The following is a 16,138-nucleotide window of genomic DNA, read 5'->3' as shown; positions in this document are numbered from 1 at the left end:
GGCACTTCGGGAAGACTTTGCTCGAGTTCTGATGCGTCTGGTCAGGCGAGATTGGCCCATTCTGTCAGCGGGCAGGGTGGTTCGTCCCGCCACTGCTCGAAGTACCCAGCCGGAAACGAGCAAGCATGATAGCTTCTGCTCGCACCGGCGCTGGATTGAGTGCTTCTTCGAGGAGCAGAAGCACTCGCTCGTACTGATCGAAATGCGGCCCTCGCGCTACGGGATGGGCGTCGGCAAGGAGTGCGGTGAGATAGTCGCCGCAGCAGATGACAGCCAAATTGTGTTGTCGGCGTCAACATCAGCAGGCACGCCCTCTCTTCTCTACCGTCGGCTGCTGCACGTAGCATACAACATCGCCGCTTAGAACCGATACCCGATCCCCACAAATCCAATAATCGGATCCGCTGTAATCCGTGTCCTGTTCCCGAGTACCACCGTGCCGTTCTGACTCACGGCGTCAAACCTTGCCGTGGTCTTGAGGGGAATATACGTAACCGAGGCGGTCAGTGACCAGTGGTCGTTGAACCGATAGGTGGCGCCTGCCGCGAACGCGGGATTCCAGGATGGGCTCGCGGCCGCTTGGACACTGCCGCCAGGCCCGGCGAACTGGCTCAAAGCGCCTTCAAATGTGGGGTGCAAATGGACCGAAGTGAACCACGTGTAGTTGACCCCTGCCCCGACGAAAGGGCGTAGATTGTCTTCCGCCTTGCCAAAGTAGTATTTGGCAAGTACGGTCGGTGCCCAGGCTCTAGTCGTGGCCAGAGGCCGAAGATTGCCAAGCGGCAAGCTTGGCCCACCCGCGCCCAATGGAGCTGCATTACCTTGTGCGAATAGATGCAACTCTGGTGGTATCCCTGCCGTCCCTTCAATTGCAATGTTATCCGTGACAAAGTACGTGAAGAGGAACTGAGGGGTGAAGGTGTTATGCACCTGGGCCGCAGTGCCGGGCGAAGTGAAGGAGCCAAATGCCGATTGACTCTGCAGCTCCTGCGCGCTGGAGCGCGCGAAGTTGATCCAGGCTGCACCGCCTGAAACCACAAAACTGCCAGCCGACTGCGCGGATGCCTGGGTCTGAGCCAAGATGAGGCTGGTGACGAAAGCCAGAATATATCGTAAAGCGTGCTTCAAAATGGTCTCCTGATCTTTTTTTAAAAAGTGATTTGCAGCTATAAGGTCGTATGGGGAACGTATTGATGCTCAAAAGTTTTTCTGCATATTAAGTTAGGTGTGTTAGCTGTAATTTATGAGGTTGAGGATACTGAAATAGTTTAAGAAGATGATGTCAAGACGGTCCAATACCTTACGATGAGCGTACCAATACCTTTTCGGAATGATCAGATAGAGATGTTGATAGAATAATGATCGATTAGAGCTCTGCCTTAATAGCAGGATGGCGGACTTGACCAAGGACACGTTAAAAGAGGAAATTAGGCTGGATCGCAGGAACTCGCGACGCCTGCAGCAGCGGGAGCCGAAGGCGAAGTATTTGCCGTAGGAGGCCGAGGATCGTTGATGCCAAAGCACTGGGATTCGAAAGACACGCCTCCACCTGCGCGCTGCGCGGCTCTCCATATAGACACCATGAACAGAAATGTTCGCAGTTGTTCGTTAGAAGCCGGTAGTTTCTTTCACCGAGCCGGGAGCGGGCACGCCGGGCCGCGGTGTTGCCGTCAAATTGGCATTGCTCGTCTTCTACGACGCGAAAACCATGGTTCCCGCAGAACGCAACAAGACTGACTTCCTCAACGCGGGCATCACGAGCTGAATTCGCAAAACCGGAGTAGTGAATCACACGGCCATTTCCGATCGATATTCCGTGATGCTCATATCCACATCGTGGGCTAACAAGGTGCGCTCCAATGGCAGGCGTGAACAGGGTGCTAAGAGTGTCTTCTATTGGAAACTCAACGCCTGCGAACCCGCTGGATTGGGGTTGATGTTGGGGGCGGTAAATCATGACGCGCTCACTTCGGCAAACTGGTTTGGCGGCCAGAGCACGATGGTCTTATCGCGCGCCGCAGGCCTGTCCTTGAATGCCTTCAGTGTAAAAAGCGCAGCTTCTATCTCCGCCCTCCCATCGGGAGGGTGGGGTTCAGTATTAACGCCTAGCTGACGCTTGGCAGCGCCGAATTACGCTCGCCAAATCTGCGGGGCAGATGAGGGAATCGCTGCGACGCAGCATGAGTGTTGGCAAGTATCGTCTGAAGCCCTCTGTGGGGCCGTACGAAGGCGCTTCCGGTAACGTTCACGCGGCAGATGCACGGAGCAGGAGGCGTCACACTTTGGTTTCGGAATTCCTGCCTTACAGTCGGGTGCTGGGGCGCCCATTGCTGCCGGCGCTACCCGGCCGTGATCGCTGCCAGCCCCGCAAGAGCACAGTCGATATCTTCCTCTTCTGTCCCACCGGATACGCCGATCGCGCCGATGATCTCTTCAGCAAATACAATGGGTAGACCTCCGCCAATGGCAACCAGCCGCGGCCGGGAGAGAAGGCCAGATCTCACATGTGTGGGCTGGGAGTCGAGAAGCTCCGCGATAGTCCTGGTCGGGATTCCGAATCCCATTGCCGTATAAGCCTTATCGATGGCGATGTCTTTGGAGTGCAGAAAGGCGCCTGGCATATGCACGAATGCCGCAAGGTTGCCGCTGCGATCGACGACAGCAACATCGACGCGAATGCCAAGCTGCTTTGCCCTGTGTCCAGCCCCGGACGCCACGCGCAGCGCCGCCTCCCAGTCAATCGACCTCGTGCCAACCGACTCACTGGTCGCGTCTTTTCTATTGCTCATATCCGTTCCGTGAGCGTTGAACGTCACAGCCCTCGATTTTGGGGAGGGCTGCACCGTGTCAGGCGCGCGCCCTTACGTCAGGACAGTCAGGAAGCTCTCTCGCGGAGTGTTGTCCTGGGAGAACGTCGCGGCTCCAAGCTCAGTCGTATCCCAAGTCAACACGGGCGTGTCGGGATAGTGCACGTATCCCCCAGTGAAGACTTCATTTCGATTGCCTGACGGATCAAAAAAATAGATGGTCGCGCCGCGTGTCACGCCGTGCCTGTTCGGACCGACATCCACCGGGATGCGGTACTTTCCAATCATATCGGCTGCGTGGATCACATCATTCACGGATTCAAGCAGAAACGAGATGTGATGGAATCGATTCGGTTCGGGTTGCGCCACGAACGCGACATCGTGTGGCTTCGTTGAACAACTGAAGAAGACGGCCAAGGGGGCTTTCGACTCGTCATCGATCAGGCGTTCGCTCATATCGAACTCGAACACCTCCTGGAACAGCCGGGTGTTCTCTTCCAGATTGACTCCGCCGAGCAAGACGTGATCCATGCGGTTGATGCGGAATCCGCGAATCACACCTTCATCCGGCATGACGCCAGGGTTCAGTGTGCCAAGCGTATTACCAATCTGCTCCTTCTCCGCGTAGAGTTGCATCGTGTGACCGCTCGGGAGGACAAACGAAATCCGCCGACCGCTCTTCGGGAAGAAACCCGCTTCGATCCGTTCGACGTTAAGCCCGAAGGCTCTGACCTTTTCTTCCAATTCGACGAGGGTCTCGTCGTCATAGACTTTGAATGCGAAGTAGTCCAGTCCGGAGTTCTTTGTCTCACGCAGCACGAGACTATGGTGATCGTGTTCGTCCCATGCCTTGTAGTAGACACGTCCGTCGCTATCCTCCATGACTTCGTGGAGTCCCATGCGAGTACCATAGTGCGTGCGGGCCGCAGCCATATCAAGAACCCGGATGCAAACCTCGCCTAACCTCAGAATTCCTCTCAGTGCCATTTCAGTCTCCGTAAAATTTATGAGCGCGTCTACGACACAGTGACAAGACGCCCTTTCTCAATTGGAACTATGGTTGGGTCAGGAAACGTGCGTGGCTTGCAGCACGCCGCGCTCCCTGGCCATAGTTAGTGCCGTGTCTTCAATCATGTCCTCCTGACCGCCGATCATCTTCTTGCGGCCTAGTTCGACGAGAATGTCTCGTGCGGGAACGCCATATTTTTCGCTTGCGCGTTTCGCGTGAAGCAAGAAGGTGGAATACACGCCGGCATAGCCGAGCGTCAGGGAAGCCCGATCCACCCGTACGACGTGGTCCATCAACGGATAGATGATGTCTTCCGCAATGTCCATTAGCTTGAACAGATCGCAACCCGTCTCGATGCCCATGCGCTCGCAGACCGCCACGAAGACCTCCAGGGGCGTGTTGCCTGCACCGGCTCCCAACCCGGCGACCGACGCATCGATTCGCGAGGCCCCAGCTTCGATTGCCGCGAGCGAATTCGCAATCCCCATGCCGAGGTTGTGATGCCCGTGAAAGCCAATTTCCGTGCCATTACTGAGGACTTCGCGGAGTGCCAACACCCGGTCACGCACATCCCCGGGGAGCATGTAGCCCGCTGAATCCGTGACGTAAATCGTCTGCGCGCCATACGACTCCATGAGTTTGCCTTGCGCAGCGATACCCTCGGGCGAGTTGAGGTGCGCCATCATCAGGAACCCTGTGGTGTCCATCCCGAGCTTGCGAGCAAAGGCAATATGCTGGCCGGAGGTGTCCGCCTCGGTGCAATGCGTGGCCACATGGACGCTGCGGGCGCCGCACTCGTATGCGGACTGCAGTTCCTTCATGGTCCCGAGGCCGGGGATCAGCAGAACCGAGACCTTGGCTTGTTTTAACTTCGGAACGACTGCCTGGAGATACTCTTCGTTAGTGTGCAGAGCAAAGCCGTGCTGTAGCGAGTTCCCTCCAAGGCCGCCTCCATGCGTCACCTGAATGAGTGGGACTCCCGCCTCGTCCAGCGCTGCGGCCACCTGGACCATCTGGTCGGTGCTGATCTGCTCGCGCTTGGCATGCATGCCATCACGCAGGCACATATCGTGGACAATGATCTTGCGTCCCTTGACGTTCAGTGAATCGCTCATTGGGTAGCCTCCTCGCGCGATGCGCCTTCTTTACTCTCGAGCATTTGTTCGGCGAACAGTTCTGCCGTACGCGTTGCCGCGGCGGTCATGATGTCCAGGTTGCCCGCATATCGGGGGAGGTAGTCGCCAAGCCCGGCGACTTCCATAAACACGGCAACCCGGTTGCCGTCGAAGACCGGCCCATTGATGAGCTTGTAGCCCGGAACGTATTTCTGCACCTCCTGAATCATCCGGAGTACCGATTCAGTGATCCGCTGCTCATCGGGCGAGTCATCTGTGAGGCAGTAGATCGTGTTTCGCATGATCATTGGCGGATCTGCCGGGTTGATGATCGCGAGCGCCTTCCCTCGCCGCGCACCGCCGACCTGGCAGATCGCGGTTGAGGTTGTGTAGGTGAATTCGTCGAGGTTGGCCCGCGTTCCCGGGCCGACAGAGCGCGATGAGAGACTTGCCACAATCTCCGCATAGTCGACGGCCTGCACGCTGGATATGGCGTTCACGATGGGAATCGTCGCCTGGCCAGCACACGAGATCATGTTGACATTCGCCTCGTTGCGTTGGGCCAGTTCTCGGAGGTTCACTGGCGGAACGCAGAGTGGGCCGATTGCCGCCGGCGTCAGGTCGATCATGGTGACACCGAGCTCGTTTAGCTTCCGGGTGTTCTCCGCGTGCACATATGCGGAGGTTGCGTCGAAGGCAATGCGAACCTCGTCATTGTGGATATGCGGAAGGCAACCGTCGACCCCGTCCGAGGTGGTCCGCAGCCCGAACTCCCGGGCGCGGGCGAGTCCTTCTGATTCCGGATCGATGCCAATCATCCAGACCGGCTCAAGAACAGCGCTTCGACGGATCTTGTATATCAAATCGGTGCCGATGTTGCCGGAGCCGATGATGGCGCATTTGATCTTTTCCACTGTGTGGTCTCCTTGTTGCCTTGTTTAACGTGCAGGCGAGAGCGCCATTTTTTCCTCAACAGTCTGGCCGGCGACCGCGAAGTGTCCGGAGTCCACTTCGTTGATGATGATTCGCACTTGTTCCGGTTTGACGCTGAGGGCGCCGGTAACGGCGGCAGTCATGTCTGCGACCAGATTGCGCTTCTGTTGCATAGACCTGCCTTCCAGCAGGTGGACTTGTATGATTGGCATTGATTTCTCCTGCCTTGATGGGCCTCGTCGCCGACTTACTGCCGAGCGCGAATTGCTATGGCACATGGAACTTGACGCGCCCCGGTCGCGCTCATTCCTGGCTTTTGGCGCTCCGTTACCCTCGGGGCGTTGACGTGGGTGTCTTTGGGTTACACAAATCGCATCGACACGGTTCCGAGTTCCTGGAATCTCGCCGTAATCGAATCACCGCTGGTAACGTGTATGGCTTCCGTGATGCCGCCGCTCATAACAAAGCTTCCGGCTGGCAGGACTTCGCCTTGGGACCAGAGAATATTGACGAGCATTGCAATCGCCTCGGCCGGATGACCAAGTACGGCGGCCGAAGCGCCCGTTGCTACAATTTCTCCATTCTTCTCCAGCACTGCCCCAAGCGTACGGAGGTCGAGATCCTTCGGATAGCGAGCACGGCCACCTGCCACGAAGCGCGCGCTGGATCCGTTGTCGGCGATTACACTTGGCAAATCGAACTTGAAGCCGGCGTAGCGAGAGTCGATGATCTCGACAGCGGGGACGACGAAAGCGGTTGCATCCAGCACGGCTTCCCGTGTGCAATTCGGACCGCGCAACGTCTCCCTTGTTACGAACGCGACTTCGCATTCGACGCGCGGATGTACCAATTCCTTGGTCTCGATGTTGGAGTTCTCGGGACGAGCCATGTCGTCCGCGAGGAATCCGATGCTGGGTTCGTGGACCCCCATCTGTTGCATTTTTGCCTTGGAGGTGAGACCCACCTTCCAGCCAACAAGCCGGTTTCCACGCCCGATCCAGCGATGCCGGAGCTGACGTTGAATCGCGTAGGCTTCCGTAACCGTCATCTCGGGAAATTCATCTGTCAGCTTCGCGATGGCGTGAGCGCCTAGCTGTGCCTCTTCCACTCGTTTGGCGAGGCGCAGCACATCGTCGTCGTTCAGTGTCCTACTCATACCGCGCTTCCTCCTGAGAATGTGACACGGCAACTGCCCAAGCCACCGACAGTGCAAACCAGTTCGTCTCCTCCGGCGATCGGCACCAGACTCGACTGCGATCCGGAAAGGATTACCTCGCCGGCACGGAAGGGAATTCCGAAGCGTCCGAGTGTGTTGGCGAGCCACGCCACGGCGTTCGCCGGGGAGCCCTGGACCGCTGCGCCGACGCCGGTAGAGAAGAGTTCTCCGTTCTTTTCCAGCACCATGCCGGCGAGAGTGATGTCCAGGGAGCGCGGATCGCCTTTGTCTTGCCCGAGGATATAGACCCCGCAGGAAGCGTTGTCGGCAACCGTGTCCTGAATGCGAATCTTCCAGTCGGTGATCCTGGAATCCACTATTTCGAAGCAGGGGACGACATAGTCTGTCGCTAGAATCACATCCATAGCCGTGACGCCAGGCCCCTTCAGGTCTTCCTTCAAGACAAACGCGAGTTCCGCTTCCGCCTTGGGTTGAATGAGCTTTGTCAGATCAACCGCCTGGCCTTCCTGATAGGCCATGCCGGACGTCAAGTGCCCGAAGTCAGGTTGGAAGACACCGAGATGCTCTTGAATAGGCCTGCTGGTGACGCCGATCTTCTTGCCGACGACGTGCTCCCCGGCTTGGACTCGTCGCTCCACCATTCGCAACTGGATCTGATAGGCATCCCCGATAGTGATGTCTGGCTCGCGTTCCAGCAGCGGGCGTACCGTGCGACGAGAAACGAGGGCATCGTAGAGTTCGTCACCGTATTTCTGAATATCATGTTGATTCATGGTTGCCATGGCAATTGCCTTAAAGCTTCACGCAGACGTTGCGTGTTTCGGTGTAGAACTCCAGGGAGTGAACACCGCCTTCCCGGCCGATTCCGGATTGCTTGGAGCCACCGAAGGCGGTTCGCAAGTCGCGCAGGAACCAACTATTGACCCAGGTAATGCCGACGTCCACGCGAGCGGCGACGCGGTGTGCTCGCGACAGATCTCTCGTCCAGATCGTCGTGGAGAGACCGTACGGCGTATCGTTCGCCAGGCCTACGACTTCATCTTCCGTATCGAATGGCCGGATGTGGCAGCAGGGGCCAAAGATCTCCTCTTTGATGACCGTTGCCGAGTCGGGCAAGTCTGTCCAGATCGTTGGCTGGATCCACGCACCGCCTTTCAGGCTGTCGGGCATATCGGGAACACCACCACCCGTGACAACCGTCGCGCCTTCTTGCAACGCCTTGGCATAGTATGAGAGCACCTTGTTTCGATGCTCATGGCTGATCAGCGGACCGTAGTTCGATTCGTGGTCCTCGGGGCGGCCAAATTTGGCCGATTCAGCCTTGGTCTTCAGTGCCGACACGAAACGCTCGAAGATGGGGCGCTCGACATAGACCCGCTCGGTTCCGAGGCAGACCTGGCCCGAGTTCAGGAATGAGGATCTGAAGATCCCTTCGACCGCCGCATCAAAGTCGGCGTCGGCGAAGACGATGCCAGCATTCTTTCCGCCCAACTCGAAAGAGATGTCTCGCATGCCATCTGCCGCTGCTTGCATGATGGCGGTGCCGGTTCGTGTCTCCCCCGTGAACGTGATGGCGTCCACGCCAGAGTGTTTGGTGAGATACTCGCCTGCCGAGCCGGGCCCAAATCCATGGACGACGTTATAGACGCCCTTCGGAACCCCGACCGTGTTCATGACCTCGCCAAGCAGCGTTGCGGTGAGCGGCGTTTCCTCGGATGGCTTGACGACCACGGTGTTGCCGCACGCCAGCGCTGGACCAACTTTCCAGGTCATCAACAGGAATGGTGCATTCCAGGGGCAAATTATTCCGATCACCCCTTTGGGCCGACGCAGGGCGTAATTAAGCGCACCACGACCGTCTGGAGTATCGGTCTGGAAGGATTCTGCGGGGGCGTTTTTTACTACATCAGCAAAGACCTTGAAGTTGGCAGCTCCCCGCGGAATAAATGCGTGCGTCATAACGTGCCGCGGCTGGCCGGTGTCCGCCATCTCCGCTTCAACGAAGTCATCAAAGCGGCGTGTGATTTCGTTCGCCACTGCGTGCAGCATCTCGACTCTTCGCTCGGTGCCCAGGCGCGCCCACTCACCGTGCAGCGCCGAACGCGCTGAGACGACGGCGGCGTTCACGTCGGCCTGTGACGCTTCGGCTACCGTGGCGATGACGCGGTTGTCCAAAGGGGAGTGCTTTTCGAATTGCTTCTGGCCAGTTCCACTCGTGAATTCGCCGTGAATAAAGTGTTTCACTGCTCGCATGATTGTTCTCGCTGTCTGGTTGTGGCGACGGCCCTGCGCTAGTGCGCCGGTGCCTCTGCGCTAATTGGATTGCTGTTTTTCCTTGGCGCGCAGCGCAGGTCATGGTTCCCGGATTGCTGCTGCTGAAGGTGGAGTGCCGGTAGGGTTTCTCAGCGACCCTCGCCTGCCGAGAATTCGAATAGTCATGTCTTCCTGAGGAAAGATGCAGCAGGCCAGTACGCGATTGAGTCGCCTGTCGGTATCGCAAACCTGACTCGCACTCATTGCCTTCTGCGCGTAGGTCCCACGCAGTACCTCGATCTTGCAGACGCCGCAACCGCCGCCGCGGCAACCCACGGGAAGCAGGCGTCGGCCATTTTTTGCCGCCGCAGCCAGGACAGACTCTCCCTGCATGCAGGTCACACACTCTCCGCTATCCAGAATCTCCACCCGATAGCGAGTCAAAGCCCGGACCGAATTGGTTCTGTCGGTCGGCGGAACCGATTGAGCTGAGGGTAGCCGCAGCATGTTGTCTCCAGTTCGCGCATTGCACATTCCCCTTTCCTTTGGCGCGTTTTTTTAGATCAGGACGAATTGGGGAGCGCTCAGAGGTCGAGTTCGATCTCCTCGGATTTCGCGCGAGAGACACAGATCACGATCTTGTTGTTAGCCGACCGGTCGCAAGCTGACATGACGTTGTCCCTGTGGTCTGGGATGCCTGAAAGCACTGGCGTCATGCAGGTGGCACAGAGGCCTTCCCGGCAGGAGTAGGGGATGGCCAGATCGTTGTCCTCCAGGACCTCCAGAATGCTTTTGCCTACAGGAACTTCATATCGTTCGCCTGAGCTATGGATCTTGATCGTGAACGGGCGATCATTCGACGTTGGTTGGTCTTGCGCGGTGAACCACTCGAAATGCACCCGGTCCTGCGGATGATCGGACATGGCGTCGCGTACTGCATTCATCAGCGGTGCCGGTCCACAGCAGTAAAGATGCGTCTGAGCGGATAACTGGCTGCGGATAGCGGCTGCGTTGAGTACTCGCCCGCCTTCCTCATCGTCAAAATGGAAGTGGCAGTTGTCGTGCTCCAACTGGCGAAGGTCCTCATAGAAGGCCGTACGCTGTCGGTTTCGTGTGCAGTAGTAAAGACGCCAGCGCTTATTCAGCGAGACGCACTGTCTGATCATCGAGAGGATTGGGGTGATACCGATCCCGCCGGCAACAAAGACGAAATCGTCGTTCGCGGTGTCAAGCGGGAAATTATTGCGAGGGGGACTGCAGGAGAGGGTCGCCCCGACTCGAATATAGTCATGGATGTGCTTCGAACCACCGCGACTGTCTCTGGCCAGGCCGACGCCGATGCAATAGCGGTGTCGCTCGGCAGGGTCGTTGCAGAGCGAGTAATGGCGAACCATCGAACCGGCTAGATGCAGTTCGAGATGCGCGCCAGGCGAGAATGCCGGCAACTGCGCGCCGGACGCATCGCGAAGTTCGAGCATGAGGACGTCGCGCGCCTCGCAGCGTACGCCGGTCACGGTTAGGTTTAGTCGAGTGTTCATTTACAACGCCATGCTTCAAGAGCCGCGGGGGAGACGTGGAAGGGGGCTCGATGCCTATGGCACCGAGCCTTCCATCTCGCAGGACTAGACGACTTCTACGATGGGGATATGGCTGGAGGCTTCCGCTTTCAGGAATTTGTCGAGCACCCAAAGGAGCTTGCCAGGCCCGGCGTCATGAACGATGTCGACCATCTTCTTGTTCGGACGCTCTTTCATCCGTTCATGCTGGGCCTCAAGCATTTCCTTGTCCTCAAGGAATGCGGCGGTGATCGCTTCGTACAGCAAATCGCTCATGCCCGGACCGTCGGTAGCAACGCTTGGCCCCCAGGAGTAGTAGTAATCGACGGAGTCCTCGTCACGGGGCGTGATCGCCTGGCAGGAGTAGCTGTCGAGAACCAGTTGACCATCGGATGGGCCTTCGGTGGCGGCGCCGGCGGTCCAGACTTGAAAATGGAGAATGAAGTTACAGGGGATCGTCATGTCGACATCGAAGCTGAGGTCGAACAGCGCGCCCACTGGGAAAAGATGCTGTGCAAAGACAGGTGCCGGCACGCCACGAAGCCAGAACTTTGAGTTGACGCCACGTGGGGTGATGGTATGTTTGGCCGGCGACTTCGTGTAGGCGTCGGTTCCGCCGAACGTGTTGCGGTGCACCCAGGTCAGGTGGCTCAGATCCATCAGGTTTGCGATCTCGAGGCGATAGTTGGTGTTGACGCGAACCTGCGAAGTCTTGATATTCCAGTTCCTGTCTGCCGGGCCGACGGAAAAACAAATCAGGTTGGGGTCAGCTTTCGCCGGATCTCCCATCCAGACCCAGATCCAGTTGTCTTTCTCAATGACGGGGAAGGTCCGGACGCAAGCATTCTCGGGAATGTGTTCCTGGCCGGGGACTTCGGTGCATTTGCCATCAGGGCCGAACTTCATTCCGTGGTACATGCAGCGGATCGAGTCGCCTTCCTTTTGACCGAGATGCAGCGCAGCCTGGCGGTGGCAGCACCGATCCTCCATTGCGACCACCTCCCCGTCTGGCTTCCGATACAGGACAAGCGGCTCGCCTGCGATCTTGCGACTCAACAGTGCATTCTTGCCTTGGCTGAGTTCATAGTCCCATCCTGCGCAATACCAGGAATTCTTAACAAACATTTGCGGTCTCCTTTGTGGATGCTTTGCCGATGGCGTTGGGTCTGCAGCGTTTGCCTTTCGGGTGTTGAAGGAAGTCTAAGTACTCGCTCCACCCGCAGCGCCCTCCCTTAAGGAGGGCGAAGATAGAGAGAAACACCTAGGTCATCCCGCCCGGCAACAACGCTATTTGTGGTGCATTGCAGCATTCTCTGGTTGTCACATCCGCTCGATTGGGTGCCTCATATGGCACTTGTGCTGAGTGCGGGAGTGCAGCAGAATCCTATTTGAGCGGGCGCGATACGGTCCAATGCTTTGGAAGGAGATACCCAATATCAAAAAAGTATTGAGTTGTGTATGCTTGGTTCGTTATTGACGCCACATGCCGCTTGAGTGGCTACTCGTTCAAATGGATCTTCGTCAGCTCAAGTACTTCGTCGCGGTCGCGCAGCAGATGAACTTTGGCCGAGCCGCGCTTGTGCTCAACATCTCGCAGCCACCGCTTACGCGCCAGATTCAGCAACTCGAGGAAGAGATCGGTGCGCAGTTGTTTGTTCGCACCCCTAAAGGCGTGGAGTTGACACAGGCAGGAGAGCTACTTCTGCGGGAAGCTATCAATATTCGGGTTCTGGTCGAGCAAGCCGCAGAGAAGGCACTACAGGCCGGGCAGGGCAAGCTAGGTCGCCTGGACGTAGGGATTTTTGGCTCAGGCGTGCTCGATACAATTCCAAAACTGATCTCGCGCTTTCGCAGCGACTATCCTGGTGTCAATGTGGTTTTGCACACCATGACCAAGCGCGAGCAAATCGATGCACTTATGCAGCGCCGCATCACCGTGGGTTTCAATCGCTTGCTGGGGCCGCTCCCGGATATTGTGACGGAGCTCGTCCGGACCGAAAGACTGCTCGTTGCGGTCAGCGAGTCCAATCCTCTGGCCGGGGAGGAAACGGTTTCCATTGGGGAGCTGGAGAATCACCCCATCGTTTTATTCCCAGGCGGTATGCGGCCAAATTTCATTGATAAGGTGATGGAACTCTGCCGCAGCGAAGGATTCGTTCCTGGCGTGTCACAAGAGGTTGGCGATGCGGTCACCGGGGTCGCGTTGGTTGCGAGCGGTTTTGGCATTTGTCTGGTGCCCGAATCGGCTACGGTCTTGCAGCTTCCGGGTGTGGTCTACCGCCCGCTGCGAGATGCACCCCATGCCACCGTGGACTTGAGTTGCATTTACCGCAGTGATGACCAATCGCCGATATTGAAGACGTTCTTGGAAGTGGTGCGTAGGATGAAACCGGAACTGGTGTCCGAGATCGATTAGTACCCAGTATGCCGGGGAGGCGGCGTCGCGCCAACTCCACAAGCACAAGAAGGCTTCCCAAGAGAAGCAGCAAGCAGGAGTCGAGACAAAGTGAATTTCGCTGCCCCACAAAATATTGCCACAGTAAGCACCAAGCTGCGACCGCCTCGGCAGAAGCGTCAGTTACTCAAGCGTGAAAAGCTGCTGCGTGGCTTCTTCCGCGCCATGGGGCTGCGGTTGATCATGGTCTCCGCCCCGGCCGGCTATGGGAAGACCAGTATTCTGGCGCAAGTGTTTGAGAGCCTGGCAATCCAGCGGCGGCAGGTGGCATGGATCAGTATCGATCCTGACGATAACGACCTGATCCGTTTCTTTGCCCACCTGATACAAGCTATCCGCTCATGTGACGTAGACGTTGACGTAGGCCAAACGGGCAGCCTGAGCCAAGGGTCCGGATACTTGCCGGCGGTTTCCGCCCTCAAGGAGACGATGGTGAATCAGCTCGGCAATCTGAAGCATGACTTATTCCTGTTCCTTGATGATCTTCACTACATCACGTCACCTGATGTTCTGGAGTTCATCAGTGCGCTGATGCTTGCGCCTCTCGACAAAATGCACTTCATCATAGCAAGCCGTAGCCAGCCGGCACTTCCCGTAGCCCGCCTTCGCGCGCTGGGTGAAGTTCACGAAGTGTCCCTGCACGATCTGGCGTTCTCGAGTGAAGAGACCAACGCGTTCATGGACGGCGCCGGCAGCGTCGCAATCTCCCGGGTACAGGCCGAGCAACTTTGTAGTCGCACGGAGGGGTGGGTGGCAAGTCTGCAAATGGCCGCGATTGCACTTCAGAGTTCAGGTGATCCGATGCGCTTCCTGAGCGAATTCAATGGGGCCGATCGCAGCGTCGCAGATTTCCTCATGGAAGAGGTCATCGCCAAGCTGCCGGTGGAGACCCAGCAGTTCCTTGTAGCGACTTCCATTCTGGAAAGGTTCAGTTCCTCTCTGGCGAACGCCGTTCTTGACCGGAGTGACAGCCGGGCAATCATCGATCGTCTCGAATCTCTTAATCTCTTCCTCTTCTCACTTGATAGAGAAAGGACTTGGTATCGGTATCATCATCTTTTCTCCGAGTTGCTGCAAAAACGGCTTCGGGAGAGCTATGCGCCCGAGGCTCAGGAGTACCACCGGCGAGCCTGCGACTGGCTGGAGTCGCACGGTTTCGGAACCGAGGCGATACGGCATGCATTTGCCACGGACGATTTCGCTCGAGCCGGCGCGCTCCTTGACGCTGTCAGCCCGGCAATGTTTGCCGCTGGCCAGGCGGCTGTATTGCGGTCCTACGCTTCACGTCTGCCGGACGGAGTACTGAAGGCGCTCCCGCGCCTACAGCTCGAGCTCGCTTGGGAGAACGAGATCCAATGGCGGTTTGATGAAGCGCGGGAAGGTCTGGAGCATGTGCGATCCTACCTAGGCACCGCAACGGGGTCGGTTGAACGAGACACGGAAGGCTTTGAGCGCGCTGGGGTTCCATGGGCCCTGATCGAAGCGAAGCTCGAGCATCGAGACGTCATGCTTAAGGCGTTTACCGATGACCTGCAAGGAACGATCCGGGCAGGAATGGCCTGGGCAGACCGGTTTGGCCAGAGTGGCCCGTTTATGAGCGGCTCCGTTGCTACCGCGCTCCTTATGGCCCGTAGGGAGAACTTCTCGTGCGATCTAACACGTGCGGAAGCGGACACTATTCGCCAGCAGTTTCTCGCGGGACGTGCCACCTACGGGAACGTCTTTCTGGACACGGTGGTGGGCAGCACGTCTTATATGCGCGGCGACCTGAGGGGCGCCGAGCATTCTCTCCGAGAGGCTCAGGAGCTTGCCAAACAGATTCAGGGAGAACGCTCCATGCTCGCGGCGATGCCGGCGATGCAACTTGCGGACGTTTTCTATGAGCAGAACCGGCTGGTAGAGGTGCGCCAGTTGTTGGGGGCGTATGCGGAGCTTTCCCCTGCTTTTGGTGTGGTGGACTCGGTGATCGCTAGACAAATAACGACAGCGAATCTTGCGCGACACGACAAGAACAATGACGCCGCGCATCACGCACTCGATACGGCCACGCATATCGCTGATCGCTATCACCTTGAGAGGCTGCATGCGTACGTGCTCGCACAGCGTGTGCGCATGCTGATCGCCGATGGACAGGCTCGCGAGGCTGAGCGAGTTAGCCTTGATCCCCGTTATGCAGATGGGCTCAAGGTGATTACGCCGAGCGGCGATGTGAACACGGCGAAGGAACAGTTCGCAATTGCGGCTGCGAGGCTGGCTTCCGAGCGGGGTGAGACCGCACAAGCGATCACCCTGATCCGACGGTGGCTTGCCTGGGCCCACACGCGCCATTGTCATCGCTCTGCTATTCGCTTGGCTGCACTGCTATCAAATCTATACGTGCGCGCCGGCGATGTTGCTTCCGCACGCCGCTCCTTGGTTGAGGCACTCCAATGGGGGAGGAGTGGGCCATTTGTACGAAGCTATATCGATGAAGGCCCGGCTGTCATCCAGCTAGTCGAGGAGACGGCATCTGCCACCTTGACTACAGATGCACTGGCGATCGAACACATGCACATGCTGCTCCGCGCGGCGGGAAGAGACCCGCGCCTGGCCTCGGAGCCTGTGGATCCGCTACCTCTGCATCTCGAGGAGGTCGGTGTGCTCTCAGAAAGAGAGCTGGAAATTCTTCGATTGACTGGGAAAAGCTTGGCGACGCCTGAGATTGCACAGGCGCTTGGTCTCGCCGAGAGCACGGTCAAATGGTATTGGCGACGGATATTCGAGAAGCTGGGCGTTCATCGCCGCACTGCAGCAGTCCGTACTGCACGCCAGCGGGGGCTCATCGCTTAGCCTG

15 protein-coding genes are annotated in these 16,138 nt (G+C 57.7%); 2 read left to right on the top strand and 13 right to left on the bottom strand.

Going from position 1 to position 16,138, the window contains the following annotated elements:
* Positions 1–360 precede the first annotated feature (360 nt).
* The 13 genes from AC1Q7Q_RS31305 to AC1Q7Q_RS31245 form a co-directional block, all read right to left on the bottom strand.
* A complete protein-coding gene (locus AC1Q7Q_RS31305; RefSeq protein WP_492371481.1) occupies positions 361–1,128 on the bottom strand; it encodes an OmpW/AlkL family protein in 768 nt (255 codons plus the stop codon).
* Positions 1,129–1,414: 286 nt separating this feature from the next.
* Positions 1,415–1,957 carry a lecithin retinol acyltransferase family protein gene (locus AC1Q7Q_RS31300; protein WP_492371482.1) on the bottom strand — a complete coding sequence of 181 codons (543 nt, stop codon included), beginning with the start codon at positions 1,955–1,957 and terminating at the stop codon, positions 1,415–1,417.
* Positions 1,958–2,339: 382 nt separating this feature from the next.
* Complete coding sequence (locus AC1Q7Q_RS31295) at positions 2,340–2,789, bottom strand: GlcG/HbpS family heme-binding protein (RefSeq protein ID WP_492371483.1); 450 nt, start codon at positions 2,787–2,789, stop codon at positions 2,340–2,342.
* 72 nt (positions 2,790–2,861) lie between these two features.
* Complete coding sequence (locus tag AC1Q7Q_RS31290; RefSeq protein ID WP_492371484.1) at positions 2,862–3,794, bottom strand: catechol 2,3-dioxygenase; 933 nt, start codon at positions 3,792–3,794, stop codon at positions 2,862–2,864.
* A 78-nt stretch (positions 3,795–3,872) separates the two neighbouring features.
* Positions 3,873–4,931, bottom strand: a complete 1,059-nt coding sequence (gene dmpG / locus AC1Q7Q_RS31285) for a 4-hydroxy-2-oxovalerate aldolase (RefSeq protein ID WP_492371485.1) — start codon at positions 4,929–4,931, stop codon at positions 3,873–3,875.
* Positions 4,928–5,845, bottom strand: coding sequence for an acetaldehyde dehydrogenase (acetylating) (locus AC1Q7Q_RS31280; RefSeq protein ID WP_492371486.1), 918 nt, complete (start codon positions 5,843–5,845; stop codon positions 4,928–4,930). The genes dmpG and AC1Q7Q_RS31280 overlap by 4 nt, the downstream gene beginning before the upstream one ends.
* A 24-nt stretch (positions 5,846–5,869) precedes the next feature.
* Complete coding sequence (thmT, locus tag AC1Q7Q_RS31275) at positions 5,870–6,142, bottom strand: 2-hydroxymuconate tautomerase (RefSeq protein WP_492371487.1); 273 nt, start codon at positions 6,140–6,142, stop codon at positions 5,870–5,872.
* 83 nt (positions 6,143–6,225) lie between these two features.
* Positions 6,226–7,020: a 2-oxo-3-hexenedioate decarboxylase gene (gene dmpH / locus AC1Q7Q_RS31270; RefSeq protein ID WP_492371488.1), complete on the bottom strand. Its 795-nt coding sequence runs from the start codon at positions 7,018–7,020 to the stop codon at positions 6,226–6,228.
* The gene (gene dmpE / locus AC1Q7Q_RS31265; protein WP_492371590.1) at positions 7,017–7,814 is read right to left on the bottom strand and encodes a 2-oxopent-4-enoate hydratase; all 798 of its coding nucleotides are present in this window, start codon (positions 7,812–7,814) and stop codon (positions 7,017–7,019) included. The genes dmpH and dmpE overlap by 4 nt, the downstream gene beginning before the upstream one ends.
* A 19-nt stretch (positions 7,815–7,833) precedes the next feature.
* Positions 7,834–9,294: a 2-hydroxymuconic semialdehyde dehydrogenase gene (locus tag AC1Q7Q_RS31260; protein WP_492371489.1), complete on the bottom strand. Its 1,461-nt coding sequence runs from the start codon at positions 9,292–9,294 to the stop codon at positions 7,834–7,836.
* A gap of 99 nt (positions 9,295–9,393) precedes the next feature.
* Positions 9,394–9,687 carry a 2Fe-2S iron-sulfur cluster-binding protein gene (locus tag AC1Q7Q_RS31255; RefSeq protein WP_492387255.1) on the bottom strand — a complete coding sequence of 98 codons (294 nt, stop codon included), beginning with the start codon at positions 9,685–9,687 and terminating at the stop codon, positions 9,394–9,396.
* A 191-nt stretch (positions 9,688–9,878) separates the two neighbouring features.
* A complete protein-coding gene (locus AC1Q7Q_RS31250; RefSeq protein WP_492371491.1) occupies positions 9,879–10,832 on the bottom strand; it encodes a PDR/VanB family oxidoreductase in 954 nt (317 codons plus the stop codon).
* 84 nt (positions 10,833–10,916) lie between these two features.
* Positions 10,917–11,975, bottom strand: coding sequence for a Rieske 2Fe-2S domain-containing protein (locus AC1Q7Q_RS31245; RefSeq protein ID WP_492371492.1), 1,059 nt, complete (start codon positions 11,973–11,975; stop codon positions 10,917–10,919).
* Positions 11,976–12,360: 385 nt separating this feature from the next.
* Between AC1Q7Q_RS31245 and AC1Q7Q_RS31240 the strand changes: the two genes are divergently transcribed.
* Positions 12,361–13,266, top strand: coding sequence for a LysR family transcriptional regulator (locus tag AC1Q7Q_RS31240; protein WP_492371493.1), 906 nt, complete (start codon positions 12,361–12,363; stop codon positions 13,264–13,266).
* Positions 13,267–13,356: 90 nt separating this feature from the next.
* Positions 13,357–16,134 (top strand): winged helix-turn-helix domain-containing protein, encoded by a 2,778-nt coding sequence (locus AC1Q7Q_RS31235; protein ID WP_492371494.1) that lies wholly within the window; start codon positions 13,357–13,359, stop codon positions 16,132–16,134.
* Positions 16,135–16,138 lie beyond the last annotated feature (4 nt).

This window comes from Cupriavidus sp. GW823-FHT07A04 (assembly GCF_058794615.1).
Note: the sequence above shows the minus strand (reverse complement) of the source record. Positions and strands in the feature narration are given on the sequence as shown.